Source organism: Xanthomonas sp. LF07-6, assembly GCF_034105445.1.
Classification (GTDB): Bacteria; Pseudomonadota; Gammaproteobacteria; order Xanthomonadales; family Xanthomonadaceae; genus Xanthomonas_A; species Xanthomonas_A sontii.
The window spans coordinates 1-23,066 of the sequence record NZ_JAXGGI010000009.1; the positions used below are offsets into that span (position 1 = coordinate 1).

The 23,066-nt window shown below is 70.6% G+C and carries 21 protein-coding genes and 1 pseudogene; 7 read left to right on the forward strand and 15 right to left on the reverse strand.

From position 1 onward, the window contains the following. Nucleotides 1-208: 208 nt before the first annotated feature. Complete coding sequence (locus SLW56_RS14030; RefSeq protein ID WP_295954793.1) at nucleotides 209-1,456, reverse strand: efflux RND transporter periplasmic adaptor subunit; 1,248 nt, start codon at nucleotides 1,454-1,456, stop codon at nucleotides 209-211. Between the two features lie 250 nt (nucleotides 1,457-1,706). On the opposite strand from SLW56_RS14030, the gene SLW56_RS14035 reads away from it, so the two are divergent. The 5 genes from SLW56_RS14035 to SLW56_RS14055 all read left to right on the forward strand — a co-directional run bounded on the left by SLW56_RS14035 (nucleotide 1,707) and on the right by SLW56_RS14055 (nucleotide 7,141). Further along, complete coding sequence (locus tag SLW56_RS14035; RefSeq protein WP_267098789.1) at nucleotides 1,707-2,609, forward strand: ABC transporter ATP-binding protein; 903 nt, start codon at nucleotides 1,707-1,709, stop codon at nucleotides 2,607-2,609. Beyond that, nucleotides 2,606-3,391: an ABC transporter permease gene (locus SLW56_RS14040; protein WP_320695010.1), complete on the forward strand. Its 786-nt coding sequence runs from the start codon at nucleotides 2,606-2,608 to the stop codon at nucleotides 3,389-3,391. The genes SLW56_RS14035 and SLW56_RS14040 overlap by 4 nt, the downstream gene beginning before the upstream one ends. Nucleotides 3,392-3,491: 100 nt before the next feature. After that, nucleotides 3,492-4,691, forward strand: coding sequence for a sensor histidine kinase (locus SLW56_RS14045; RefSeq protein ID WP_150410688.1), 1,200 nt, complete (start codon nucleotides 3,492-3,494; stop codon nucleotides 4,689-4,691). Nucleotides 4,692-4,743: 52 nt separating this feature from the next. Further along, nucleotides 4,744-5,346, forward strand: coding sequence for a response regulator transcription factor (locus SLW56_RS14050; RefSeq protein WP_026143841.1), 603 nt, complete (start codon nucleotides 4,744-4,746; stop codon nucleotides 5,344-5,346). A 103-nt stretch (nucleotides 5,347-5,449) separates the two neighbouring features. Continuing rightward, nucleotides 5,450-7,141 (forward strand): diguanylate cyclase, encoded by a 1,692-nt coding sequence (locus SLW56_RS14055; RefSeq protein WP_295921966.1) that lies wholly within the window; start codon nucleotides 5,450-5,452, stop codon nucleotides 7,139-7,141. 88 nt (nucleotides 7,142-7,229) lie between these two features. Here SLW56_RS14055 and SLW56_RS14060 read toward each other — a convergent pair. The 3 genes and pseudogenes from SLW56_RS14060 to SLW56_RS14070 form a co-directional block, all read right to left on the reverse strand. Further along, nucleotides 7,230-7,391, reverse strand: a pseudogene (locus tag SLW56_RS14060) (TonB-dependent receptor); the annotation flags it as partial. A 184-nt stretch (nucleotides 7,392-7,575) separates the two neighbouring features. Next, nucleotides 7,576-8,145 (reverse strand): cytochrome b, encoded by a 570-nt coding sequence (locus tag SLW56_RS14065; protein WP_320695011.1) that lies wholly within the window; start codon nucleotides 8,143-8,145, stop codon nucleotides 7,576-7,578. Further along, nucleotides 8,142-9,239, reverse strand: coding sequence for a catalase family peroxidase (locus SLW56_RS14070; RefSeq protein WP_320695012.1), 1,098 nt, complete (start codon nucleotides 9,237-9,239; stop codon nucleotides 8,142-8,144). The genes SLW56_RS14065 and SLW56_RS14070 overlap by 4 nt, the downstream gene beginning before the upstream one ends. A 211-nt stretch (nucleotides 9,240-9,450) precedes the next feature. Here SLW56_RS14070 and SLW56_RS14075 point away from each other — a divergent pair, with 211 nt between their 5' ends. Then, nucleotides 9,451-10,401 (forward strand): calcium/sodium antiporter, encoded by a 951-nt coding sequence (locus SLW56_RS14075; protein ID WP_152236633.1) that lies wholly within the window; start codon nucleotides 9,451-9,453, stop codon nucleotides 10,399-10,401. Nucleotides 10,402-10,465: 64 nt separating this feature from the next. Here SLW56_RS14075 and SLW56_RS14080 read toward each other — a convergent pair whose 3' ends face one another. From SLW56_RS14080 to SLW56_RS14105, 6 genes are read right to left on the reverse strand one after another with little or no spacing between them, the layout of a single operon-like run. Beyond that, on the reverse strand, nucleotides 10,466-10,837 hold the full coding sequence (locus SLW56_RS14080) for a Na+/H+ antiporter subunit G (protein ID WP_017908202.1): 372 nt from the start codon (nucleotides 10,835-10,837) through the stop codon (nucleotides 10,466-10,468). Then, nucleotides 10,834-11,118, reverse strand: a complete 285-nt coding sequence (locus SLW56_RS14085; RefSeq protein ID WP_320695013.1) for a K+/H+ antiporter subunit F — start codon at nucleotides 11,116-11,118, stop codon at nucleotides 10,834-10,836. The genes SLW56_RS14080 and SLW56_RS14085 overlap by 4 nt, the downstream gene beginning before the upstream one ends. Then, nucleotides 11,115-11,618, reverse strand: coding sequence for a Na+/H+ antiporter subunit E (locus SLW56_RS14090; RefSeq protein ID WP_010341382.1), 504 nt, complete (start codon nucleotides 11,616-11,618; stop codon nucleotides 11,115-11,117). Before SLW56_RS14090 ends, SLW56_RS14085 begins: the two co-directional genes overlap by 4 nt. A 1-nt stretch (nucleotide 11,619) precedes the next feature. Next, nucleotides 11,620-13,182, reverse strand: coding sequence for a monovalent cation/H+ antiporter subunit D (locus SLW56_RS14095; RefSeq protein ID WP_267083893.1), 1,563 nt, complete (start codon nucleotides 13,180-13,182; stop codon nucleotides 11,620-11,622). Next, entirely contained in the window at nucleotides 13,179-13,544 is a 366-nt protein-coding gene (locus tag SLW56_RS14100) for a Na+/H+ antiporter subunit C (RefSeq protein WP_152236631.1), read from the reverse strand. The genes SLW56_RS14095 and SLW56_RS14100 overlap by 4 nt, the downstream gene beginning before the upstream one ends. Then, nucleotides 13,544-16,375 carry a monovalent cation/H+ antiporter subunit A gene (locus tag SLW56_RS14105; protein ID WP_267083892.1) on the reverse strand — a complete coding sequence of 944 codons (2,832 nt, stop codon included), beginning with the start codon at nucleotides 16,373-16,375 and terminating at the stop codon, nucleotides 13,544-13,546. Before SLW56_RS14105 ends, SLW56_RS14100 begins: the two co-directional genes overlap by 1 nt. 447 nt (nucleotides 16,376-16,822) lie before the next feature. Between SLW56_RS14105 and SLW56_RS14110 the strand changes: the two genes are divergently transcribed. After that, nucleotides 16,823-17,752: an NAD-dependent epimerase/dehydratase family protein gene (locus SLW56_RS14110; RefSeq protein WP_295924516.1), complete on the forward strand. Its 930-nt coding sequence runs from the start codon at nucleotides 16,823-16,825 to the stop codon at nucleotides 17,750-17,752. 121 nt (nucleotides 17,753-17,873) lie between these two features. Here SLW56_RS14110 and SLW56_RS14115 read toward each other — a convergent pair whose 3' ends face one another. The 5 genes from SLW56_RS14115 to SLW56_RS14135 form a co-directional block, all read right to left on the reverse strand. Beyond that, on the reverse strand, nucleotides 17,874-18,356 hold the full coding sequence (locus SLW56_RS14115) for an Mpo1-like protein (RefSeq protein WP_152236627.1): 483 nt from the start codon (nucleotides 18,354-18,356) through the stop codon (nucleotides 17,874-17,876). Between the two features lie 260 nt (nucleotides 18,357-18,616). Beyond that, on the reverse strand, nucleotides 18,617-20,494 hold the full coding sequence (locus SLW56_RS14120; protein WP_191091471.1) for a peptidoglycan-binding protein: 1,878 nt from the start codon (nucleotides 20,492-20,494) through the stop codon (nucleotides 18,617-18,619). Nucleotides 20,495-20,545: 51 nt separating this feature from the next. Next, entirely contained in the window at nucleotides 20,546-21,229 is a 684-nt protein-coding gene (locus SLW56_RS14125; protein WP_267093047.1) for a hypothetical protein, read from the reverse strand. A gap of 112 nt (nucleotides 21,230-21,341) precedes the next feature. After that, nucleotides 21,342-21,809 carry a hypothetical protein gene (locus tag SLW56_RS14130; RefSeq protein ID WP_150410974.1) on the reverse strand — a complete coding sequence of 156 codons (468 nt, stop codon included), beginning with the start codon at nucleotides 21,807-21,809 and terminating at the stop codon, nucleotides 21,342-21,344. A gap of 329 nt (nucleotides 21,810-22,138) precedes the next feature. After that, nucleotides 22,139-23,065: a phosphoribosylaminoimidazolesuccinocarboxamide synthase gene (locus tag SLW56_RS14135; protein ID WP_191091472.1), complete on the reverse strand. Its 927-nt coding sequence runs from the start codon at nucleotides 23,063-23,065 to the stop codon at nucleotides 22,139-22,141. Between the last annotated feature and the right edge of the window lies 1 nt (nucleotide 23,066).

The following is a 23,066-nucleotide window of genomic DNA, read 5'->3' on the forward strand; positions in this document are numbered from 1 at the left end:
ACGCACATCCATGTGCGCCGCCCTTCGGGTTTTTCCCCGGTCCATCCGCCGCTGCGGAAGGGAACCCGGTAAATCAAGAGCCGAAGCCAAGCAACAGCAACAGCAACAGCAGAGCAAGAGCGGTGTGACGGCGCTGGGTGCAGTTGAAAAGCGACTACATCAAGTGCGACATCGGGCGCTTGCGCAATGTGTGGCACACCGGTGTGGGCTACTGCGCAGCGGCCTCCGCCGTCTTCACCTGCATGCCGGCACGCAAGGCCTCTGGCGGATCCAGCACCACCGTGTCGCCGGCGGCCAGGCCGGACAGCACTTGGCGGTCGTCGCCCAGGGCGATGCCGGTCTTCAGCGCGCGCTGCTCGACCGTGTTGTCCTCCTTGACCGCGAACGCCACGTCCTGGCCGGCGCGCTTGACGATCGCCGCGCCCGGCACCCGCACGCCCTGCGGCGTGTGCTGCGCCTGCGGCTGCGGCGCCTCCAGGAAACTGACCCGCACGCCCATCTCCGGCACGATCCGCGCGTCCTTCTGCTTCAGCGCCACGCGCACCTTCACCGTCGCCTTGCCGCGGTCGGCGGAGGGGATGATCGCGATCACCTCGGCCGGGATCTTCCAGTCCGGATACGCGTTGAGCGTGGCCTCCACCGGCATGCCCGGCTTGACCCGGCCGATGTAGGACTCGCCCACCTCGACCTCGATCTCCAGCGAATCCATGTCGACGATGGTGCCGATGCCGGTGCGGGTGAAGCCGCCGCCGGCCGACAGCGGCGAGACGATCTCGCCCGGCTGCGCCGCCTTGGCGGTGACCACGCCGGAGAACGGCGCACGCACGATGGTGTTGTCCACGTTGAGATCGGAGATCGACAACTGGTTGCCGGCCACCGCCACGTTGCGCTGCGCATTCTGCAACTGCGCACGCAGGGCATCGCGCTGCGCCACCGCCTGCTCGTACTGCGAGCGCGAGACCAGTTGCTGGCCGGCCAGGGTCTGCAGCCGCTGCGCGTCGGCATCGGCTTGGCGCACCTGCGCCTGCATGTTGGCGACCAGGCTGCGCGCCGCCTCCAGCTGCGAGGCCGACAGCACCCGTTGCGCGTTGGCGTCGATCGGATCCAGCGTCGCCATCACCTGGCCTTCCTCCACGCGCATGCCTTCCTCGATGCGCACCTCGCGGACCTTGCCGGTGATCTTGGCCGAGACCGTGGCCATGCGCCGCGCCACCACGTAGCCGCTGGCGTCCAGCACCGAGGCGCTGCTGCTGCCGGGGGCGATCGCCACCACCGCAGCGGTGCGCACCTCCAGCGGCTTGCTGCGGCCGAACAGCCACCAGCCGCCGGCGCCCAGGGCGAGCAGCACCACCAGCAGCACCACGGCGATCCACAGCCCGCGCCGCGACGGCGGCTCGCTCGGCGGCGCCTTGCGGTCGATACGGAGTTCCTTGAGCAGGTCGGAGGAAGTACTCATCGTGTCCTTGAACGAAACGGTCGGCGCGCTGCAGTGTGCGAGCCACCGGCCGCTGTGGGCATGGCCGGAAGTCACTTTCTGCGATGCGCTGTAGCGGGAGAACGCCGCCCCTCGGCGTGGATCGCAGCATGCGGCAATCGTGCGGGGGCTGCCAGTGACAGATGTCATCCACTGCAGCTGACGCGCCGCACTGGGCGGCGACTCCGCCGCGGCGCAGCCTAGGCACTCCCTGCCACCACCGGAGTGTCCCATGCCCGATCACGATGCGTTGCCGCTGGCGCAGCTCAGCGGCGTCCACAAGCGCTACGGGACGCTGGTCGCGCTCGACGGCGTCGACCTGCAGCTGCGGCCCGGCCAGTTGCTGGCGCTGCTGGGCGCCAACGGCGCCGGCAAGAGCACCGCGGTGAGCCTGCTGCTCGGGCTGCAGACGCCCGACGCCGGCAGCGTGCGCCTGTGCGGGCAGGATCCGCGGGCGCTGGCCGCACGCCGCCAGGCCGGGGCGATGCTGCAGACCGCCGGGCTGCCGGACACCCTGCGCGTGGGCGAACTGCTGCTGCAGGCGCGCGGTTATTACCCGCAGCCGCGCAGCGTCGCCGACTGCGTGGCGCTGGCCGGGTTGGACGGGTTGATGGCACGCCGCTACGGCCAACTGTCCGGCGGCCAGCAGCGCCGCGTGCAATTCGCGATGGCGATCTGCGGGCGGCCGCGGGTGCTGTTCCTGGACGAGCCCAGCACCGGCCTGGACATCGAGGCGCGGCAGGGCCTGTGGCGGGCGATCCGCGAGCTGGTCGCCGACGGCTGCGCGGTGCTGCTGACCACGCACTATCTGGAAGAGGCCGAGGCGCTGGCCGACCGGGTGGCGGTGCTGCAGCGCGGCACGCTGATCGCCGAGGGCAGCGTCGCCGAACTGCGTGCGCGCTTCGAACAATGCACCATCCGCTGCCGCAGCGCGCTGCCGGCGGCGCAGGTGGCGCAGTGGCCGCAGGTGCGTCGCGCCGAGAGCCGCGACGGGGTGCTGGAGGTGGTCGCCGAGCCGGCCGAGCCGGTGGTGGCGCGGCTGCTCGCCGGCGATCCGGCGCTGACGGCGCTGGAAGTGCGCCGTGCCGGCCTCGCCGACGCCTTTCTCGCCATCACCCGTGCGGAGGCCGCATGAATCCGATCGATCTGTCCGTTGCTTCCCCGGCGGCCGCCTGGTCGTTGCGCGACCAGGGCGCGCTGCTGTTGCGCGAGATCCGCTACGAGGTGCTGCGCTGGCTGCGCACGCCGTCGTTCGCCTTGCCGACGCTGCTGTTCCCGCCGTTGTTCTACCTGCTGTTCGGCGTGCTGCTCAATCATGGGCGCCACGACGCGGCGGTGTACCTGATGGCCAGCTACAGCGTGTTCGGGGTGATGGCGCCGGCCCTGTTCGGGTTCGGCGTAGGCCTGGCCCTGGACCGCGATCGCGGCCTGCTCGCGCTGAAGCGGGCGATGCCGGTGCCGCCGCTGGCCCTGCTGCTGGCGCGCACCGCGCTGGCGATGGCGTTCGCGCTGGCGATCGGCATATTGCTGCAGGCGCTGGCCGCGCTGCTCGGCGGGGTGATGCTGACGCCGGCGCAGCGGATCGGGCTGCTGCTGGTGGACGTGCTGGGCACGCTGCCGTTCTGCGCGATCGGGCTGGCGCTGGGCGCCTATGCCGGCGGCAGCGGCGCACCGGCGTTGGTCAACCTGATCTACCTGCCGATGGCGTTCCTGTCGGGGCTGTGGATCCCGCTGCAACTGCTGCCGGCGTGGCTGACCACGCTGGCGCCGCTGTGGCCGTCGTATCACCTGGGCCAGCTGGCGCTGCGCGTGGTCGGGCAGGGCGACGGCCACGGCAGTGCCGGCCATGTCATCGCGCTGCTGGCGGTGACGGTGGTGTTCTACGCACTGGCGCAGCGGCGCTTGCGTCGCGGCTGATGGTGCGCCGTGCCGATCCCGGCGTCGCCGCGCGGTTTCGCGCGCCGGCGCCTTCGCTAAGCTATGCGCCGCGGCGGCCGTGCCGCCCTGGGAGCCCGACGTGATCGCCTTGCTGCACGCCTCGCCCGACTCGCTGATCGCCCGCCGCATCGGCTGGAGCTCGGCCAAGCCCAGCACCCACTGGTTCGTGTGGCTGTCGCTGGTGTGGTCGATCTGGCTGTTCGTCACTCCGCTGTACGAGCCGTACTACTTCCGCAACTGGTTCCCGCCGACGCTGGCCAGCTATCTGATGTTCCTGGCCCTGTACTACGTGGCCTACTACCGCCACCGGCGCTACCTGCCCTGGTGCGTGGCCGGCATGGCGGCGCTGGCGTTCGTGGTGCTGCCGTACAACCCCGGCGCGCAGTGCTACATCATCTATGCCTGCGCCTTCCTGGCGTTCTGCTTCGAGCCGAAGCGGGCGGTGGCGGCGATGCTGCTGGTGCTGGCCTCGTTCGCATTGGCCTGGACGATGCGCGGCTGGTCGCCGCTGTACATGGTCAGCGCGGTGGTGGTCGGCCTGTCGGTGGGGCTGATGAACATCAGCTTCGAGCGCCGTGCGCGCGGCGAGGCGCAGCTGCGCCTGAGCCACGAGGAAGTGCGGCGCCTGGCGGCGGTGGCCGAGCGCGAGCGCATCGGCCGCGACCTGCACGATCTGCTCGGCCACACCCTGTCGCTGGTGGCGCTGAAGTCGGACCTGGCCACGCGCCTGCTCGCCCACGACGCCGCCGCGGCGCAGCGCGAGATGGAAGAGGTGGGCCAGGTCGCGCGCGAGGCACTGGGCCAGGTGCGGCGCGCGGTCAGCGGCATCCGCGCGGCGCAGCTGGCGGCGGAGATCGCCTCGGCCAAGCTGCTGCTGGAGTCGTCGGGAGTGACCTTCCGCTACCAGGTCGAGGCCTTGCCGCCGTGCCCGCAACTGGAGACGGTGTTCGCGCTGGTGCTGCGCGAGGCCGCCACCAACATCCAGCGCCACGCGCGTGCCAGCCACGCGCAGTTGCGGCTGTGGTGCGAGCGCGGCCAGGCCCTGCTGGAACTGCGCGACGACGGCCGCGGCGGCGCGCTGCAGCCGGGCACCGGGCTGAGCAGCATGCGCGAGCGGCTGGAGGCGGTGGGCGGCAGCCTGCGCATCGCCTCCGAGCGCGGCTTGGGCACCTGCCTGGTCGCCGCCGCGCCGTTGCCGCGGGTCGAGGCGGCGATGGCGGACGCCGCGCCGGCGGCGCGGATGCAGTCCCCGGTGGACCAGGACGCCGCGCTCGGCTGAGCGCCGGCCCGGCCCGGGCACTACAATGGGCCGACAAGGACCGGGGGGTGCCGTGATTCGTTTAGTGCTGGCGGAGGACCAGGCAATGGTGCGCGGTGCGCTGGGCGCACTGCTGGGCCTGGAAGCGGATCTCGACCTGGTCGCCAGCGCGGCCGACGGCGAAGCCGCCTGGCGCGCGCTGCAGGCGCATGCGCCGGACCTGCTGGTCACCGACATCGAGATGCCCGGCCTCAGCGGCCTGGAGCTGGCCCAGCGCATCCAGCGCCAGCAACTGCCGGTGCGCGTCATCATCGTCACCACCTTCGCCCGCCCCGGCTTCCTGCGCCGCGCCCTGGACGCCGGGGTCGGCGGTTACCTGCTCAAGGATGCGCCGCCGCAGCGGCTGATCGAGGCGATCCGCCAGGTGCACCGCGGCGGCCGTGCGATCGACCCGGAACTGGCGCTGGAAGCCTGGTCCGAGGCCGACCCGCTCAACGACCGCGAGCGCCAGGTGCTGCGCCTGGCCGGCGAGGGCGCCTCGGCCGGCGACATCGCCACGCAGTTGGGGCTGTCGTCGGGCACGGTGCGCAACTACCTGTCCGAGGCGATCGGCAAGCTCGGGGTCGGCAACCGCATCGAGGCGGCGCGGCTGGCCCGGCAGAAGGGCTGGCTGTGACGCGGCGCGCGGTTCGGCCTGAAACTTGCATGGCTCCCTGCGCTTGACTGCGCGGCGCAGTGCAGGGCGCGCGCGGCCTTCCTTCCTCCCATTGGCCAACGCCATGCCCTCCACCACGATCAACCGCTATGGCGTGCCGCTGGCCCTGCTGCTGCTGTTGGGCATCAGTGGCGGCGTGCTGGTGGGCAGCGAGCGCTTTCTCGCCGATGCGGCCGCGGTGCAGCGCAGCCACCGGGTCATTGCCGAGATCAACGGCCTGCAGCTGAACCTCGCCGACTGCGATGCCTCGCTGCGCGGCTTCCTGCTGCTGGACAGCCGCGAACACCTGGCCGATTTCCGGGCGTGCCAGCGCGCGCTGCCGCCGCGGCTGCAGCAACTGGCCACGCTGCTGCAGGGCAACCCCGCGCAGCAGCAGCGGCTGCAGGAGGTCCAGGCGCAGATCGAGGCGCGCATACGCGACAGCGCGCTCGCCGTGGCCCGCTTCCAGGGCAGGGCGGCAGGCATGCGCAAGCCGGACCCGGAGCGCGCCCGCCAGGGCCGTCTGATGTCGCAGGCGATCCGGCGCAACACCGACAGCCTGGTGCGCAGCGAGCGCGCGGCGCTGGCCAGCAGCGCCCGCTCCACCGCCGCCAACGCCGACCTGCTGCGCCGGCTGGCGGTGATCGGCATCCCCACGGTGTGTGCGCTGACCCTGGGCCTGTACCTGCTGCTGCGCCGCGAGATCGGCCGCCGCAGTCAGGCCGAGCAGCGCGGTCACCATGCCAATGCGCTGCTGGTGGGCACCGTGCAGCAGATGCAGCGCACCGAACAGGATCTGCGCACGCTCAACCGCTGCAGCCGCGGACTGCAGAGCTGCGTGCAGCAGGACGAGGCGGTGGAGGTCGCGCGGCAGGCGCTGGAGCGCCTGCTCGGCGACGCCGGCTGCAGCGTGTACTGCACCGACGCGGCGGGCGAGCAGGCGGTCTGCGTCGCGCACTGGGGCGAGGATGCGGTGTGCGCGCCGTCGCTGTCGCTGAGCGGCTGCGAAGGCCTGCGCAGCCGCGCCACCCAGATCCAGCGGCCCGGTGCCGCGCCGGCCTGCGCGCACGCCGCCGGCGTGGCGCGCCATGGCACCTGCGTGCCGATGATGGTGCAGGGCGAGCCGCAGGGGCTGATCCATCTGTCCAGCCGCGATCCGGCCCTGCTCGAACGCCTGCCCCTGGTCGAGGTGGTGGCCGAACAGCTGGCGATGGCGCTGCACAACCTGCAGTTGCGCCAGCGCCTGCGCACGCAGTCGATCCGCGATCCGTTGACCGGGCTGTACAACCGCCGCTACTTGGAAGAGTCGCTGGTGCGCGAACTGGCGCGCTGCGAGCGACGCGACCAGCCGCTGGCGCTGATGATGCTGGACCTGGACCACTTCAAGGCGCTCAACGACCGCCTTGGCCACGCCGGCGGCGATGCCTTGTTGGCGGCGTTCGGTCAGTTGCTGGCCGGGCTGGTGCGGCCGGAGGACATCGCCTGCCGCTACGGCGGCGAGGAGTTCACGGTGATCCTGCCGGGCGCCGCCGCCGACGTGGCGCAGCGCCGCGCCGAGCAGATCCGCGCCGCGGTGGCGAACCTGCAGGTGCAGCACCAGGGTCAGGCGCTGCCGCCGGTGACCGTGTCGATCGGCGTGGCCGCCTATCCGGACCACGGCCGCAGCACCGAGGAGCTGCTGCGCTGCGCCGATGCGGCGCTGTACCGCGGCAAGCGCAGCGGCCGCAACCGGGTCGCTGCCGCTGGCGACGCACCGCTGCGCATCGCCGAGGCCTAGGCCGCCTCCATCCCGTGCATGCAGTGCCGCGGTCGCGCGCCTGCGCCGCGGCCGTGCCAGCGTCAGCACCCGCGCGCGGCCTGCCGGCTCAGAACGACCAGCTGAAGCTCAGCGTGCCGTTGCGCGGTTCGCCCCAGGCACCGTAGCCGTAGATCTGCGCGTAGTAACGCTTGTCCAGCAGGTTGTTGAGGTTGAGCTGCACCGAGAAGGCCGGCGACAGGCGGTAGCGCGCGAAAGCGCTGACCAGCGCGCCCGTCCGCCGACAAGTGTAACGGCGGCCCGGGGCCGGGACCATGTCGGGAGCGACACAAACGCGTGGCGTCGCCCGTGAGACAGGCCGTACCGCACTGGCCGATCGACGTGCGCGTGCCGGCGCTAGCGTGCGCAGCGCGGGACGCACGCGCTGCGCCCCGCGTGTCGCGTCGTCGGGTGGACTACGCCTTGTCGCGTGGCGCTGCAGGCGTCGCCGCGCCGCGCGCCATGCTCGAGAACACGCCATCGCGGCGTACCCAGGCATGGAACAGCGCCGCGCACAGGTGCGCCAGCACCGTGGCGAACAGCAGGTAGGCCAGCCAGCCGTGCGCGCTGCGCAGCCAGGCATACAGCGCCGGGCTGTGCGGGGCGATCGGCGGCAACTGCACGCCCGGCCACAGCACGATCGGATAGCCGCCGGCCGAGAGCATCGACCAGCCCAGCAGCGGCATCGCCAGCATCAGCGCGTACAGCAGCCAGTGCGAGGCATGCGCGGCGGCCTTTTGCCAGCGTGGCAGGTCGGCCGGCAGCGGCGGCGGCCGGTGCCGCAGGCGGTTGCCCAGGCGCACCAGCACCAGCAGCAGAATGGCGATGCCGAGCGGGCGATGCAGGTTCAGCAGCCAGGGCCGCTGCGACACCGAGGCGACCATGCCCACGCCGACGAACAGCATGGTCAGGATCATCGCCGCCATCAGCCAGTGCAGCACGCGCGCGAGCGGGTTGAAGTGCGCGGAGCGATCGTCGCGGTTCATTGCGCACCTCCGTGCGGCGTGCCGGTGGCGTCGGGCGCCTGGCCGCGGGCGATCTCGCGCTCGCGGCGGTTGAAGGACTGCGAATACACCGCCGAGCGCGCGGCCAGGATCGGATCGTCGGAGCCGGCGATGCCGTGCGGCAGGATCAGCGGATCGTAGTTGAGGTCGCGGCACGGCCCGGTGGCCTGCGGCTCGGCATGGTCCAGCACCAGGGTGCCGGCGACCACCTGCTGGCGGTCCTGCGGCCACGGCTGCGACGGATCGTCGACCGGGTCGCCGGGCGCGGCCACGGTCAGTACCAGATCCCAGCGCAGCGGACCGCGCGCCAGCCGCGCCTGCAGGTCTTCGCTGAGGAAGTCGGCGTCGGCCTTGGCGCGTTGCTCGGCCGACAGCGGCGCGAACGGGGTCTGCGGGCGCATCGACCAGCGCACCGCATGCGTGCTGCCGTCGGCGGCGGTGAAGCGGAACGCGTTGACGCCGTTGTACTGGGTGTTGGCCCAGCTGTTGGACCATGGTGCGGTCTTGGCCCACTCCTGGAACTTCTTCGCTTCCGGATAGCGCTGCAGGAACGCCGCCATCTTCGCCGGGTCCGGCTTGCCGGTGGCCGGATCCGGCCGCGCGGCCAGCGTCTGCGCCATGAAGCCCTCGGTGCTGGCGACCACGAAGAACGGGAAGCTGTTCATCGCCGTGCGCCATTCCTGGCCGTCGTCGCTGCGCAACTGCAGCGCCATGCTGCGCACGCGGGCGGCGCCGTCGGCGCCATGCGGGTCGCCGCCGCCGATCGACAGGCGGCCCAGCACCGGCACCGAGGATTGCGCGAACACCCGCGCCGAGGATAGCGCGCTGCCCTGGCCGTTGCCCTCGAAATGGCCGCTGACGCACACGCCCTTGCTGTGCGCACGGCGGAAGCCCGGATGCGGCGGGCCGCCGGCTTCGATGGCGTCGGTCATGCGCTGCGCGGTCAGCCGTTGCGGGCCGCCGAGCCAGCCGGCGCTCCAGGCGAAGGCGGCGACGAGTGCCGCGGCGATCGCGGCGATGCCGGCCAGCGCCAGCCAGGGCCGCCGCGGCGGCGGCGTGGGATCGGGACGGGACATGGGCGGCTCCTGTGGCGAAGGCGAGGGGAGGAACGCGGTTGGGCGCGCGGCAGGCGCTAGCAGACACGGTCGGGCATGAACGCAGTGCAGTGGCGGCGGGTTGTGCGCGGGACTGGCCGCCGCAGCCTGCCATGGCCGGGCAGGCACGACCACGGCGGCGTCATCGGCGCTGCGCATAGAATCGCCGCATCTTGCGGGCAGGGAGTCGGCGATGGCCGGTGCGATCGGATTGGTGCTGTTGGGGCTGGCGTTCCTGGCGCTGGGCGGGGACTCGATCGTGAAGGCGGCCTCTGGCCTGGCGCAGCGTTGCGGCGCCTCGCCGTTCGTGGCCGGCTTGCTGCTGGTGGCCTTCGGCACCTCGCTGCCGGAACTGGCGGTCAACGCGCGCGCCTACGCCGCCGGCGCGCAGGACCTGGCGTTGGGCAACGCGATCGGCAGCAACCTGGCCAATCTCGGCCTGACCCTGGGCCTGGCCGCGCTGGCGGCGCCGCTGCTGCTGCGCACGCGCCTGCTGCCGCCACTGCTGGTGCTGCTGACCCTGGCGACGCTGGCGCTGATCGGCTTCGGCCTGGATGGCGCGATCTCGCGCGCTGAGGGCGTGGCGCTGCTGCTGGCCTTCGTCGGCGTGGTCGCCTTCCTGCTGCTGCGCGCGCGGCATGAACCGGCCGCGCGCCAGCTCGGCGTGTCCGGCTACGCGGTGACCCGCACCGGGCTGGTGCTGAATCTGCTGCGCCTGCTGATCGCCCTCGTGCTGTTGAACGCCGGCGCCAACCTGGTGGTGGAACACGCGCCGCGGCTGGGTGCGGCCTGGGGTCTGTCGCCGCTGCTGGTCGGCCTGCTGCCGGTGGCGATCGGCACCGCGCTGCCGGAAGCCGCCGCCGCGGTGGCCGCCGCGCGCCGGGGCCAGGGCGACATGGTGGTCGGCCATGTGCTGGGCTCGAGCCTGTTCAACCTGCTGGTGGTGATCGGCGGCATGGCGGCGCTGCGGCCGCTGCCGTTGCCGGCCTCGTTCGTGCGCCTGGAACTGCCGGCAGCGATCGCGCTGGCGGCGGTGTTGTACCCGATGCTGCGCGGCGACATGCGGTTGAGTCGCGGCGAGGGCGCGGTGCTGCTGGTGGCGTTCCTGGCGTGGGTGGGACTGGAGTTGGCGTTGGTGGCGTGAGTGCCGAGAGTGGGGAATCGGGAATCGGGAATCGGAAAAGCCGCTTCTACGCAGACCCGCGCGCTCAGCGCTCCTCCGGCTGCTCCGGCGGCGGCAGCCCTTCCTGCTCGGCGTGGTCGCTGCCCGGCACCTGCGGGCGCTGTTCCAGCATCAGCGACAGCGCCGCCTTGGCCATCATGTGCGCACTGATCGGCGCGGTGATGAACAGGAATGCGGTGATCAGCAACTCGCGCGGCTGCGGGTCCTGGCCCAGGAACAGGTGGTAGCCGACCGAGGCCAGCAGCACGCAGCCCACGCCCAGCGTGCTGGCCTTGGTCGGCGCGTGCAGGCGCTTGAAGAAGTCCGACAGCTTCACCAGGCCCAGCGCGCCGACCAGGATGAAGAAGCAGCCGACGATCAGCAGCAGCGACAGCCCGACCTGCAGCACGCCGATCATTCGACGATGTCCCGGCGCAGCACGAACTTGCTCAGCACCACGGTGCTGCCGAAGCCGAGCATGGCGATGATCAGCGCCGCCTCGAAATACACCGGCGAATCCAGGTACATGCCGAACAGCATCAATTCGGCGATCGCGGTCACCGACAGCGTGTCCAGCGCCAGGATGCGGTCGGGCACGGCCGGCCCGCGCAGCAACCGCCACAGCGCCAGCAGCATCGCCAGCGCCACCACGTGCATGCACACGACGATCGTGGTCTCGATGAACATGTGGCTGGTCATGGGAAGATCTCCATCAGCGGCGCTTCGTAGCGCGTCTTGATCTGCCGGATCACGGTCTCGGCATCGTCCAGGTGCAGCACGTGCACCAGCAGGTACTTGCGGTCGTCCGACAGCGCCGCCGACACCGTGCCCGGGGTCAGGGTGATCATGCTGGTCAGCGCGGCGATGCCGTGGATGTTCGCGATGTCCAGCGGCACCCAGATGAAGCCGGGGTGGATGCGTTTCTCCGGACCGAGCACCTGCAGCGCCACCACCACGTTGGAGCGCACGATGTCCCAGGCCGCCACGCACAGCATCTTCGGCACCGGGCGCAGCGAGCCGATGCGCGCGAACTCGCGGTCCAGGCGCGCGGCGAACAGCGGCACCGCCACGCCCAGCACCGCGCCCAGCAGCACCTGGCCGAGACTGAAGCTGTCGCTCATCAGCAGCCAGAACGCGGTGACCGTCAGGCTCAGCGGCCAGGACGGGAACAGACGGCGCGACCAGGGACGGGCGGACATGTCAGGGCTCCCGCAGGATCGGCGCGGTGCCGCGCAGCTGGGTGGTGTAGTCGGCCGGGTGCAGCAGTTGTGCGGCGGCGGCCTCGCTGTAGCGCAGCAGCGGCCCGGCCGCCACGGTCATCGCCACGCCGTAGCCGAGCAGCAGCACGGTGGCGGCGGTTTCCAGCGGCCGTGCCGGCGCCTTGCGCGGCGCCGGGCGCGGCAATTCCACGGTGCCGTCCTCGGCCGTGTCCTGGTCGCCGGGCACGCGCCAGAACAGGCGCACGCCGCCGCGGGTCAGGCCCATGATCACCATCAGGCTGCTGAGCAGCACCGCGGCCCACACCGGCGCGGTCAGCCCGCCCGGCGTCGCGCTCAGGATCGCCACCTTGGCCAGGAAGCCGGACAGCGGCGGCAGCCCGGCCACCGAGATCGCCGCGATCAGGAACAGCACGCCGGGCACGGTCTTGCCCGGCAGCGGCGCGATGATCTCCTTGCGGTCGCTGGCGCCGCCGCGGCGACGCCGGATCAGGTCGGCGATCATGAACAGCGCCGCGGCGACGAAGCTGCTGTGCGCCAGGTAATACAGCCCGGCGCCGAGCGTGCCGGCTGAGTCCAGCGCGAAGGCCACGAACAGCGTCGCCGCCGACACGATCACCAGGTAGCCGATCAGCACCCGCAGGCGCACCGCCGCCAGCACCCCCAGCGCGGCCAGCAGCAGCGTCGCCAGGCCCAGCCACAGCAGCCAGTCGCGGCCATAGCCGTCCAGCGCCTGCGCCTGGCTGCCGAGGATCAGCGTGCTCACCCGCAGCACCGCGTACAGGCCGACCTTGGTCATGATCACGAACAGCGCCGCCACCGCCGCCGGCGCGCGCGCATAGGTTTCCGGCAGCCACAGGTACAGCGGCAGCAGCGCGGCCTTGGCGCAGAACACCAGCAGCAACAGGCCGAACGCGGCCTTGATCAGCGCCACGTTCTGCGGCGGCGCCTGCGCCACGCGCTGCGACAGCTCGGCCATGTTCAACGAACCGAGCAGCGCGTACAGCAGGCCCAGCGCAATCAGGAACACGGTGGAGGAGGTGACGTTGAACACCACGTAGTGGAAGCCCACGCGCAGGCGCAGGCCACGCCCGCCGCTGAGCAGCAGGCCGTAGGAGGCGATCAGCATCACCTCGAAGAACACGAACAGGTTGAACACGTCGCCGGTCAGGAACGCGCCGTTGAGACCGACCAGCTGGAACTGGAACAGCGCATGGAAATGCGGCGCGCGCCGGTCCCAGCCGGCGCAGGCGTGCAGCAGGCAGGCGCCGGCGAGCAGGGTGGTGGTCGCCAGCATCCATGCTGACAGGCGGTCGGCCATCAGCACGATGCCCAGCCGCGAGGGCCAGTCGCCGAGCAGGTAGGCATGGACCTGGCCGTCGCTCACCTGCACGCACAGCGCCAGCACCGCCGCGGCCAGCGCCGTCATCGCGGTCCACGCCACCGCGCGGCGCACCTTGCGGCCGTAGCGGCGGTGCTCGGCGAACAGCGACAGCGCCGCGCCGAGCAAGGGGATCAGGATCGGCAGGATCAGCAGATGGGTCATGGCGCCTCCCCGTCGGTGGGGTCGGGGTCCGGGCGCGCATCGACGTGGTCGCTGTGGTTGTCGCCGCGGCTGCGCATCGCCAGCACGATGCTCACCGCGGTCATCGCGAAGGCGATCACGATCGCGGTCAGCACCAGCGCCTGCGGCAGCGGATCGGCGTGCTCGGCCAGGGTCGGGGCGATGCCGTCGCGCAGCACCGGCGCCTTGCCCTGCACCAGCCGGCCGCCGGCGAAGATCAGCAGGTTGGTGGCGTAGGACAGCACGGTCATGCCCAGGATCACGTCGAAGCTGCGCGCGCGCAGCAGCAGGTACACGCCCACCGCGGTCAGCACCCCGATCGCGCTCGCCAGTGCCAATTCCATCAGTGCATCTCCCCGGTGATGGCCGAGCGGCGCGCCGGATCGATCTGCCCGCGCTGCGAGTCGCGGGTGCGCGAGGGCTTGATCGTGCCCATCATCGACAGGGTCAGCATGGTCCCGCCGAACACCACCAGGTACACGCCGGTATCGAAGACCAGCGCACTGGCCAGCGGGACGCTGCCGATCAGCGGCAACTGCAGATCCAGATGGCCGCTGGTCAGGAACGGCACCCCGAACAGCATCGAGGCCATGCCGCCGAACGTGGCCAGCAGCAGGCCCAGGCCGATGCAGCGGATGTAGTCGAAGCCGAAGCGCGACTCCACCGAGGCCGCGCCCTGGATCACGTACTGCATCAGCAGCGGCACCGCCAGCACCAGCCCGGCGATGAAGCCGCCGCCGGGCGCGTTGTGGCCGCGCAGGAACAGGAAGATCGACACGGTCAGGGTCAGCGGGAACATCAGCTGCGCCAGATCGGCCGGCACCGGCAGCTTGATCGGCGGCCCCGGCATCACCTTCTCCGGCGCCATCCGCGCGCGCCGCAGCAGCGCGTGCACCACCAGCGCGGCGATGCCGAACACGGTGATCTCGCCGAAGGTATCGAAGCCGCGGAAGTCCACCAGGATCACATTGACCACGTTGCGGCCGTAGGCTTCGGGCAGCGCGCGCTGCAGCAGCTCGCCGGCCATGGTCGTCGCCGGCCGGGTCATCACCGAATACGCCAGCAGCGCCATGCCGCCGCCGGCGACAATGGCCAGGGCCGCATCGCGCCAGCGGCGCCAGCGCCGCGGCTCCGGCGGCGAGGCCTTGGGCAGGTAGTTCATGCCCAGCAGCATCAGCACCAGGGTCACCATCTCCACCAGCAACTGGGTCAGCGCCAGGTCCGGCGCCGACAGGAACACGAACACCAGGCTCACGCCCAGCCCGCTGCCGCCCAGCACCAGCACCGCCAGCAGCCGCTGCCGGTACAGGAACAGCGTGGACAGTGCGCAACTCAGGATCAGCAGCCACAGCCCCCAGCCCAACAGCGGCATGCCCTGCGGCGCCGGCCACTGCTGCCACAGCGGCGGCGCCCGCAGCAGCGGTGCGGCCACTACCACCACCGCGGCCAGCACCAGCCAGCGCAGGCTGCGTTGCAGGCGGCCGTTGGCGAGTACGCGGGTGAAGCGCGCGGCCAGGCCGAACAGGGTCTGCACGTGCCAGTGGAACACGCGCTTGCCCAGCGAACGGCGCACTTCGGTATACAGCGCGGTCAGCCGGCGCAGGCCGAAATACAGCGCCACGCCGCCGACCACGCCGGCGATGCTCATCGCCAGCGGTGCGTTCCAGCCATGCCACACCGCCAGGCTGTAGTCGGGCAGGGCGTCGCCGAGGATCGCGCCGGCGGCGGCGCGCAGCACCGGCGCCACGGTCAGCGCCGGCACGATGCCGACCGCCACGCACACCAGCACCAGGATCTCCACCGGAATCTTCATCCAGCGCGGCGGCTCGTGCGGCATCGTGTCCAGGTCGCGCGGGCCGCGGCCGAAGAAGGTCTCATAGACGAAGCGCAGGCTGTAGGCCACGCCGAACACGCCGGCCAGCAACGCCGAAGTCGCGGTGAACACCCGCATCGCGGCCGGGCCGTCGGCGCCCAGCGCTTCGGCGAAGAACATCTCCTTGGACAGAAAACCGTTGAGCAGCGGGATGCCGGCCATCGACAGCGAGGCGGTGATCGCCAGCGCGCTGGTGATCGGCATCCAGCGGCGCAGGTTGCCGAGCCGGCGCATGTCGCGGGTGTGGGTCTCGTGGTCGATGATGCCGGCGGCCATGAACAGCGAGGCCTTGAACACCGCGTGGTTGAGGATGTGGAACACGCCGGCCACCACCGCCATCGGCGTGGACAGCCCGAACAGCATGGTGATCAGGCCCAGGTGCGAGATCGTCGAATACGCCAGCAGGCCCTTCAGGTCGTGCTGGAAGATCGCGAACCAGGCACCGGTGACCAGCGTGACCGCACCGATGCCGCTGACCGTGTAGAAGAACAGGTCGCTGCCGGCCAGCGCCGGATGCAGCCGCACCAGCAGGAATACGCCGGCCTTCACCATCGTCGCCGAGTGCAGGTACGCCGACACCGGGGTGGGCGCGGCCATCGCGTGCGGCAGCCAGAAGTGGAACGGAAACTGCGCGCTCTTGGTGAAGATGCCGAGCAGGATCAGCCCCAGCGCCCACGGATACAGCGCGCTGGCGCGGATGAAATCGCCAGCGGCGAGCACCGCGTCGAGCTGGTAGCTGCCGACGATGCGCCCGAGCAGCAGCACGCCGCCCAGCAATGCCAGGCCGCCGCCGCCGGTGATCACCAGCGCCATGCGCGCGCCGTCGCGCGCGTCCTGCCGGTGCGACCAGAAGCCGATCAGCAGGAACGAGCTGATGCTGGTCAGTTCCCAGAACACCATCAGCAGCAACAGGTTGCCGGCGATGACCATGCCCAGCATCGCGCCCATGAACAGCAGCAGGTAGGCGTAGAAGCGCGCCGCGTTCTCGCGCGCGCTGAGGTAGTAGTGCGCGTACATCACCACCAGCGCACCGATCGCCAGCACCAGGCCGGCGAACATCCAGGCCAGCCCGTCCAGGCGCAGCGAGAACTGCAGGCCGATCTGCGGCAGCCAGGCGTGGTCGGCGCGGACGATGCCGCCCTCCAGCACGGTAGGCGTCAGCGCACCGAGGACCGCCAGGCCCGCCAACGGCGCCAGCGCCGCGGCCCAGGCCAGGGTGGCGCGCGAGCGGTGGCGCAGGGCCACCACGGCCGCCGCCATCAGAAACGGCAGGGCCAGCAGGATGTCGAGGGCGGGGATCATGCAGGGAATACGAGATTCGCGAGCAGGAGCCCGAGTGTAACAGGCGCATCACGGCGGTGGCCGGCGCGGGAACGGAAGGCGTGCACGGTCATGCCGACAGCGTAGCGGCGGGCAGGTGATGCGCTTGCGAGTGCGGGTGGGAGGGGAGCGATCGAACGCTGGTGCTGCGCGATACGCCACACGCCATGCGCGCCATGCGGCGTGCGCTTTGCGTGCGGCGCAAGCATCGCCGTGGGTGAGCGGGTTCTGCAGCGCGTCGCTCTCCATCCGGGTGCTGGTGCGTGCGGCCCGTGCCAGGTCGCCGGTGCGCTTGGCGATCGTTGGCGGCTACGTGTGTCCGCGCCACGCGTCGCCTTGTCCGCCGCCACCGGCCGTTGCGTGCCGTGCAGCGTGCGGATGCCGCGTGATTCCAGACGCAAACGGCGGCGTACGCACTATCCTGTGCCGATGACCGATTCGCTTGCCGCTGCCTCCGCTTCTCCGACGACCGTCGCGCCACCGCGCATCGCACTGGTGTTCGGCGGCAGCGGCCAGATCGGCGAGCGCCTGCTGCACCGCCTGCTGGCCGACGGGTGGGAGGTGCACGCCTACTCCCGGCAGGCGCGCGCGGCGCACCCCGGCCTGCACTGGCATGCCGGCGAACTCAGCGCGCTGCAGGCGCCGCCGGTGGTGGCGGAGGTGGTGTTCAGTTGCGGGCCGCTGGACGCTTTCGCCGACTGGTATCGGCGTGCGCCCGTCGCCGCTTCGCGCGTGGTCGCCTTCGGCTCCACCAGCCTGGAGGTCAAGCGCGACTCGCTGGACGCCGCCGAACGCGACGTCGCCCGGCGCCTGCGCGAGGCCGAAGCCATCGTGTTCGCGGTGGCCGCCGAACGCGGCGCGGCGGCGACGGTCTTGCGGCCGACCCTGGTTTACGGCGCCGGCCGCGACCGCACCCTCAGCGCGATCGCGGCACTGGCGCGGCGCACCGGCTGGTTCGTGCTGCCGCGCAGCGCCAGCGGCCTGCGCCAGCCGGTGCACGTGCAGGACCTGGCCGACGCGGCGCTGGCGGTGCTGGCGCACCCGGCCACGCACGGGCGCAGCTATGCCCTCGGTGGCGGCGAGACGCTCAGCTACCGTGAGATGGTGCGGCGGGTGCTGGCCGCGCTGCGGCCGCCGGCGCGGCTGCTATCGCTGCCACATGCGGCGTTCGCGTTGGCGCTGACGCTGGCCCACGCCTGCGGGCGCCTGCAGGGCATGAACCGCGCCGCGCTGCAGCGCATGCGCGAGGACCTGGCATTCGATCTGCAACCGGCGCAGCAGGATTTCGGCTACGCGCCGCGCGCCTTCGCCCCGGATGCGGCGATGTTGGGCCTGGAGGCCGGGGGCACGGCGCAGTAGGGCTGACACGGCGTCGAGTCCCCGCTGGCGCGATGCGGGCAGCGCGTAGGCGCGGCGGGTGGAGGAATCCCGGCAGCGCCTGCGTCCGCCTGGCGATGCGCGGTGGTGTTGCTGGCCGCGCTCAGTAGCGCCAGTGCATGCGCCGGTACAGCTTGGCCAGCACCCAGGCCGGGCCGATCAGCAGATAGGTCAGATCGGTGAGGAAGCTGGGTCGGTGGCCTTCCAGCGCATGTCCGATGAACTGCGCGATCCAGGCCACCACGAACACGCCGATCGCCAGCCACAGCAGCCCCTGCAGGCCCAGGTGCGCTTCCAGCAGCCGGCACAGGCAGCCGCAGAAGAAGAACGCCGCCAGCATGCCGTAGCCCAGCGGGCGCGACAGGCGGTTGTAATACATCCATGCCGCGAACATGCCCAGCGCCGCCCACAGCCCGCTCTGGAACCAGGTGCCGCCGACCGGGATGCACCACAGCAGGGCCACCACCGACCACAGGATCGCCGGCACCGCGACCACGTGGATGCGCTGGTTGGCGGCATTGCGGTGATCGTCGGAATAGCTGGCGAAATAGCGGTCGATCGGGCGCGCGTAGGCGGTGGTATCCATCTTCCCTCCCAGGAACCGGCCCAGCATAGCGCCATCGCCGGCGCGATGCGGAGACACCGGTGTGCGTGGGGCGAGGGACGTCGTGCGGTGCGGTTGCCGGCCACGCGCTCCGGCGGCGACCTGCGATGGCGTTTGGCGGTGCCTGCTGCTGGCGTCCTCGCTGCGCAGAGGGCGGCGAGATGCCGCAATGCTGGGGAACGCAGTGCCGGGGAAAAGAGCGATCGCGCCACACCGGCGCGATCGCTCCATCACGCCTGCACTCAGGCGCGCGCCATGCTCCTGTTCGTCTCCTGCTGCTGCTCGCGCTGCACCGTTTCCTGCTGCTGCGCGGACTGGCGGGCCAGCTGCGCGCTGGTCTGCTCCAGCGGCGGTGCCGGCTGCTGCAGGTCCACCACCGCACGGAAGCCCGGCGTGGTCCCGGCGACGAAGGCCTTGTCGTTGGCTACATTGACCTCCTTCAGCTTGTCGGGACTGTCGATCCCGGCCTGCTTGGCCTGCAGCGTGAGGTTGGCCACCGCCTCGTTCGAGAGCTTGGCGTGCGGCGGATTGGCCTTCTCGGCACCGCGATCGGCTTCCGTGCGCATCTTGTCGTACAGCGGCGTATCCGGATGCCCCGGCTCGCCCAGCTGCAGGCCTTTCGCCGGCTTGGCCTGGGCCTGCTCGGCGGCGGCCAGCCCGGCCCGGGTGTCGCGGCCGACGATGCCGTCCTGGGTGAGGCCGCGCTGTTTCTGGAAGGCGATGACCGCCTCGCGGGTGTGCTCGCCAAAGCGTCCATCCTCGGCCAACGCCTTGCCTTGCGCGTCTCGCACGCCCATGCGGTTGAGCTGACGCTGCAACGCTTCCACTTCATTGCCGCGCTCGCCCTGCTTGAGCAGACCATCGGCCATGGCGACACTCTTGGCGCCGTGGGTTTCTGCAGGTGCGGCGGATGCTTGCCGTGCAGGAACTTCGCCATTGCCATGCAATGGTGCACGAACCTGGAACTCCGGCTTGGGGGTCAACGCGCCCACGATGCGGGTGCCGCCTCCATCCCAGTAGCCGCCTGGGCTAATCGTGACCTCCGCCGGTCCGGTCCTGCCTTGCGAGCCGATGAACTGGATGTTTCCCGCCTCGTCGTACCCCTTGAAGATGCCGATGTGTTGCCCCTTCGGCGAAGAAAACAGCAGCAGATCGCCCTGGTGCAATGAGCCATTGGGTTTGCGTGCTTCCGCCGCGGAGGTGACATCGAAATGCTCGCGCGCATACGGTGTGACCTGCGAGCCATTGAAGAGCTTGGCGGTGGTGAATCCTGCGGCATTCTCGCCCGGTACGTCGTAGCCGGCGTTCTTGAGTCCGCGCCACACGAAGGCCGAACAATCCACGCCAAGGCGACCGTCGCCATCGCCATCGCGCTCCAGGCGGCTGCTGTCGCGCCCGGGCCTGGGATGGTCCGGACGACCGTATTCGTAGTGCCGGCCTTCGTTGAAGAAGTGCTGGTACGCCTCGTTGTAGACCGCCGCGCTGGGTCTATCGGATGTCGCGGGGGCAGGACTCGATGCAGCGGGCGTAGCTGGGGACGTCGGTTGCGCCACGGTCTGTGCCGTGGTCTGAGCGGGTGTTTGGACTGTGACCTCGCCCGCTCGCCAACCCTCAAAGCGCCTGATGCCGTCGGCCAGCGCTTCGCGCTCGCGCTCGCTCATCTGCGCAACCGTTTTATTACGCAGGTCCACGCCTTGGCGGTCGCCCTCCGTGAAAATGGTGGCGGCCTGTTCGCGATGATGCGTGGTGCCGCTGTAATCGGCCTTCGAGTAGCGCGGCAGCATCTGTTCGACCGTGTCGTTGCCGAAGCGTCGCTCCAGCAGTTGTATCTTGGCAGCACGGCCCGCCTCGTAGCTTTCAAAAACAGCATTGCCCCATTGGTCGAGACCCACGACGCCGCGATAGGTGCTCTGCGCTGACTGCAATGCCTCCTCGCGTGTACGCTGGCTGTTGGCTGTTTTGTCTGCGCTGCCAGCGAACTCGAACTTGAGGTTGCCGGGGTTGTTGTTACGCCACGACACCGATCCACCTGATCGGCTGACGGTACTTCCATCGTCCATCTCTACCGTGCGCGTGGTGCCGACGCTGCTGACGAGTCGAGTGATTTTGGGGTCCGACATACCTTGCTCTCCTTGCGAATGGACAAGCACGCGTGCTTGTGGGGACGGTTGCTACATTCCGTTTGAAAACACGTCCAGCGCGCTGGCGCTGACCCAGCCTTGCGCGCAGTTGCCAGCATAGCGACCCGGCGCGGCGACATGGCAGGCATCGCCGCTTGCACGGGAGGACCACTGGATCGGGCGGTCCCCATACTGCTGGCATAGCGCATTGCCCTTGCATTGCGCCACGCTGTCTGCCGGAATCGCGACGACGTAGTAGTACATAGGATTTTGGCCGGCGCGGGCGATGCCTTGGACACAAACGAGTTGCCCTTGCGAGAAAGTGGCCCTCGGTGCGGCATGGCTCCCCGTGGTCGGCACGACATTCAGCGCAGGCGTGCCCTTGGCGTTGGCAACGCCTGCGAAGAATCCCTGCGCGCCACAGTCTGCGGTCAGTTCGACGTCGTAGTAGTCGCCCGCGTCCAGATTGCCTGCCGTGCAGTTCCGTGCCGTCTTGCTGTCTTCGCATTGCACGCCGCTCGACTGCAGCAGTTGCTGTACTTCGTCGTTCGACGTGGCGTCCGCAACTGGGGCTGCGGCGGGAGGAGCTTTGGCGGGCGCGGGGTCGGTTGCGGCCACGGCGGCAGGGGCAGCGGATTGGCCGTTGCTGCATGCGCTCAGCGCGAGTAGCAACACCGAAACGGCAGGCCACACAACGCGATTGCTGAGGCGGCGGGAAGGACGGGACGAACGCATCTTTACCTCACGTGCGAGCAGGATCGCGGAAATGTAACGCTGGAGGGATACAGCTTGGTGAAGGAAATGAGGGCTGAGGGAGTGCCCGCGCCATGCGGCCAGAGCGCGTCGGTTACACGGCCTGATCGTCTACGCGAACCAGCGTCCAGCACGGCTTCTGCGCGAACTGGTAGACCTGCTGGTCGCTGGTATCGGGCGTGCGCACCAGGACCTGCCGGCCCTCGGCGTTCTGCGTCACCACGACCTCGCGCCCGCCCTTGCGGGCTGCCTCCAGGTTCGGGATCACCGGCCATTCGACCTCGGCCAGGGGCACGTTGCGGGTCACCGGCGCCGGTTCCGGCTGCGCGTCCGGGTCGATGTGGATCATCGTCAACGGGTTGGCGGTCGCCTTCTCCTGGACCGCGATGTCGGCGCTGAAGCGCTTGAGGAAGGCATCGAAATCGGCGTCCTGGCAACGCGGGGCGGCTGCGGCGGCTGCGGCGGGTGCGGTCTGCGCGGGCGCGCCAGCCGCCGCAGTGACCGTGGAGCCAGCCGGTTGCGCCTTGCACGCAACCAGGGCCGCGGCCAATGCCAGGGACATCAGAATGGGGCGTGCGGTAGCCAACGGATCTTTCTGATCGGGTCGGGCGGGCAATCGCCCCGCGGGCGGATGAGTTTAGTTCACCAGGATCATCATGTCGTGAAGTCGGGGCGGGGCATTGCCGCCATCGCTACAACTGACAATGCAAGGGCGGAAAGTAGCCCGAGCAACCCGCTATCAAACACCAGCACATCGCGACGGATCACAGCTGGTTCGCGAGGAACATCCATGACCATCTGCTCGTGAAGCGGGAGCGATTACCTCACGGGCCGCAAGGCGGCCGCCTTCCGCGACCACCCTCACGCGCCGGCGCCCGGCGCACGATCCACTCAGTCGACCGAAATCCCCGCCAGCCGCTGCAGCGCTTCGGCGTACTTGGCGCGGGTGCGGTCGATCACCTCCTGCGGCAGGCGCGGGCCGGGCGCGGTCTTGCCCCAGTCCAGCGTCTCCAGGTAGTCGCGCACGAACTGCTTGTCGTAGCTCGGCGGGCTGGTCCCGACTTCGTACTGGTCGGCCGGCCAGTAGCGCGAGGAGTCCGGGGTCAGCATCTCGTCCATGATGTACAGGCGCCCGTCGGCGTCGGTGCCGAACTCGAACTTGGTGTCGGCCAGCAGGATGCCGCGCTCGGCGGCGAAGTCGGCGGCGAAGCGGTAGATGCGCAGGGTGGCGTCGCGCACGCGCTCGGCCAGTTCGGCGCCCACGGTCTTGACCATGGCGTCGAAGTCGATGTTCTCGTCGTGATCGCCCACCGCGGCCTTGGTCGACGGGGTGAAGATCGGTTCGGCCAGCTTCTCGGCCTGGCGCAGGCCGTCGGGCAGTTCGATGCCGCTGACCTTGCCGGTGCGCTGGTAGTCCTTCCAGCCGCTGCCGATCAGGTAGCCGCGGGCGATGGCTTCCACCGGCACCGGCTTGAGCTTGCGGGTCACCACCGCGCGCTTGGCGTACAGGGCCTTGTCCACGCCCTCGGGCAGCACCGCGGCCACGTCGATGCCGGTGAGGTGGTTGGGCATCAGGTGCTCGGTCTTCTTGAACCAGAAGTTGGAGACCTGGCACAGCATCTCGCCCTTGCCCGGGATCGGGTCGGGCAGCACCACGTCGAAGGCGGAGAGGCGGTCGGTGGCCACCATCAGCAGGTAGTCGCCGGGCGGCGCGTCGGCCGGCAGGCGCTCGCGGGGAATATCGAACACGTCGCGGACTTTGCCGCGGTGGCGCAAGGGCAGGCCGGGCAGATCGGATTGCAACAGCGTGGTGGACACA

Bases quoted from the DNA above. Each gene is read 5' to 3' on its own strand.
- SLW56_RS14120 (WP_191091471.1), bottom strand. From the start codon at position 20,494: ATGTCGGACCCCAAAATCACTCGACTCGTCAGCAGCGTCGGCACCACG.
- SLW56_RS14075 (WP_152236633.1), top strand. From the start codon at position 9,451: ATGGCCGGTGCGATCGGATTGGTGCTGTTGGGGCTGGCGTTCCTGGCG.
- SLW56_RS14125 (WP_267093047.1), bottom strand. From the start codon at position 21,229: ATGCGTTCGTCCCGTCCTTCCCGCCGCCTCAGCAATCGCGTTGTGTGG.
- SLW56_RS14130 (WP_150410974.1), bottom strand. From the start codon at position 21,809: ATGTCCCTGGCATTGGCCGCGGCCCTGGTTGCGTGCAAGGCGCAACCG.
- SLW56_RS14035 (WP_267098789.1), top strand. From the start codon at position 1,707: ATGCCCGATCACGATGCGTTGCCGCTGGCGCAGCTCAGCGGCGTCCAC.
- SLW56_RS14055 (WP_295921966.1), top strand. From the start codon at position 5,450: ATGCCCTCCACCACGATCAACCGCTATGGCGTGCCGCTGGCCCTGCTG.
- SLW56_RS14115 (WP_152236627.1), bottom strand. From the start codon at position 18,356: ATGGATACCACCGCCTACGCGCGCCCGATCGACCGCTATTTCGCCAGC.
- SLW56_RS14085 (WP_320695013.1), bottom strand. From the start codon at position 11,118: ATGACCAGCCACATGTTCATCGAGACCACGATCGTCGTGTGCATGCAC.
- SLW56_RS14080 (WP_017908202.1), bottom strand. From the start codon at position 10,837: ATGATCGGCGTGCTGCAGGTCGGGCTGTCGCTGCTGCTGATCGTCGGC.
- SLW56_RS14110 (WP_295924516.1), top strand. From the start codon at position 16,823: ATGACCGATTCGCTTGCCGCTGCCTCCGCTTCTCCGACGACCGTCGCG.
- SLW56_RS14090 (WP_010341382.1), bottom strand. From the start codon at position 11,618: ATGTCCGCCCGTCCCTGGTCGCGCCGTCTGTTCCCGTCCTGGCCGCTG.
- SLW56_RS14095 (WP_267083893.1), bottom strand. From the start codon at position 13,182: ATGACCCATCTGCTGATCCTGCCGATCCTGATCCCCTTGCTCGGCGCG.
- SLW56_RS14030 (WP_295954793.1), bottom strand. From the start codon at position 1,456: ATGAGTACTTCCTCCGACCTGCTCAAGGAACTCCGTATCGACCGCAAG.
- SLW56_RS14100 (WP_152236631.1), bottom strand. From the start codon at position 13,544: ATGGAATTGGCACTGGCGAGCGCGATCGGGGTGCTGACCGCGGTGGGC.
- SLW56_RS14065 (WP_320695011.1), bottom strand. From the start codon at position 8,145: ATGAACCGCGACGATCGCTCCGCGCACTTCAACCCGCTCGCGCGCGTG.
- SLW56_RS14105 (WP_267083892.1), bottom strand. From the start codon at position 16,375: ATGATCCCCGCCCTCGACATCCTGCTGGCCCTGCCGTTTCTGATGGCG.
- SLW56_RS14070 (WP_320695012.1), bottom strand. From the start codon at position 9,239: ATGTCCCGTCCCGATCCCACGCCGCCGCCGCGGCGGCCCTGGCTGGCG.
- SLW56_RS14040 (WP_320695010.1), top strand. From the start codon at position 2,606: ATGAATCCGATCGATCTGTCCGTTGCTTCCCCGGCGGCCGCCTGGTCG.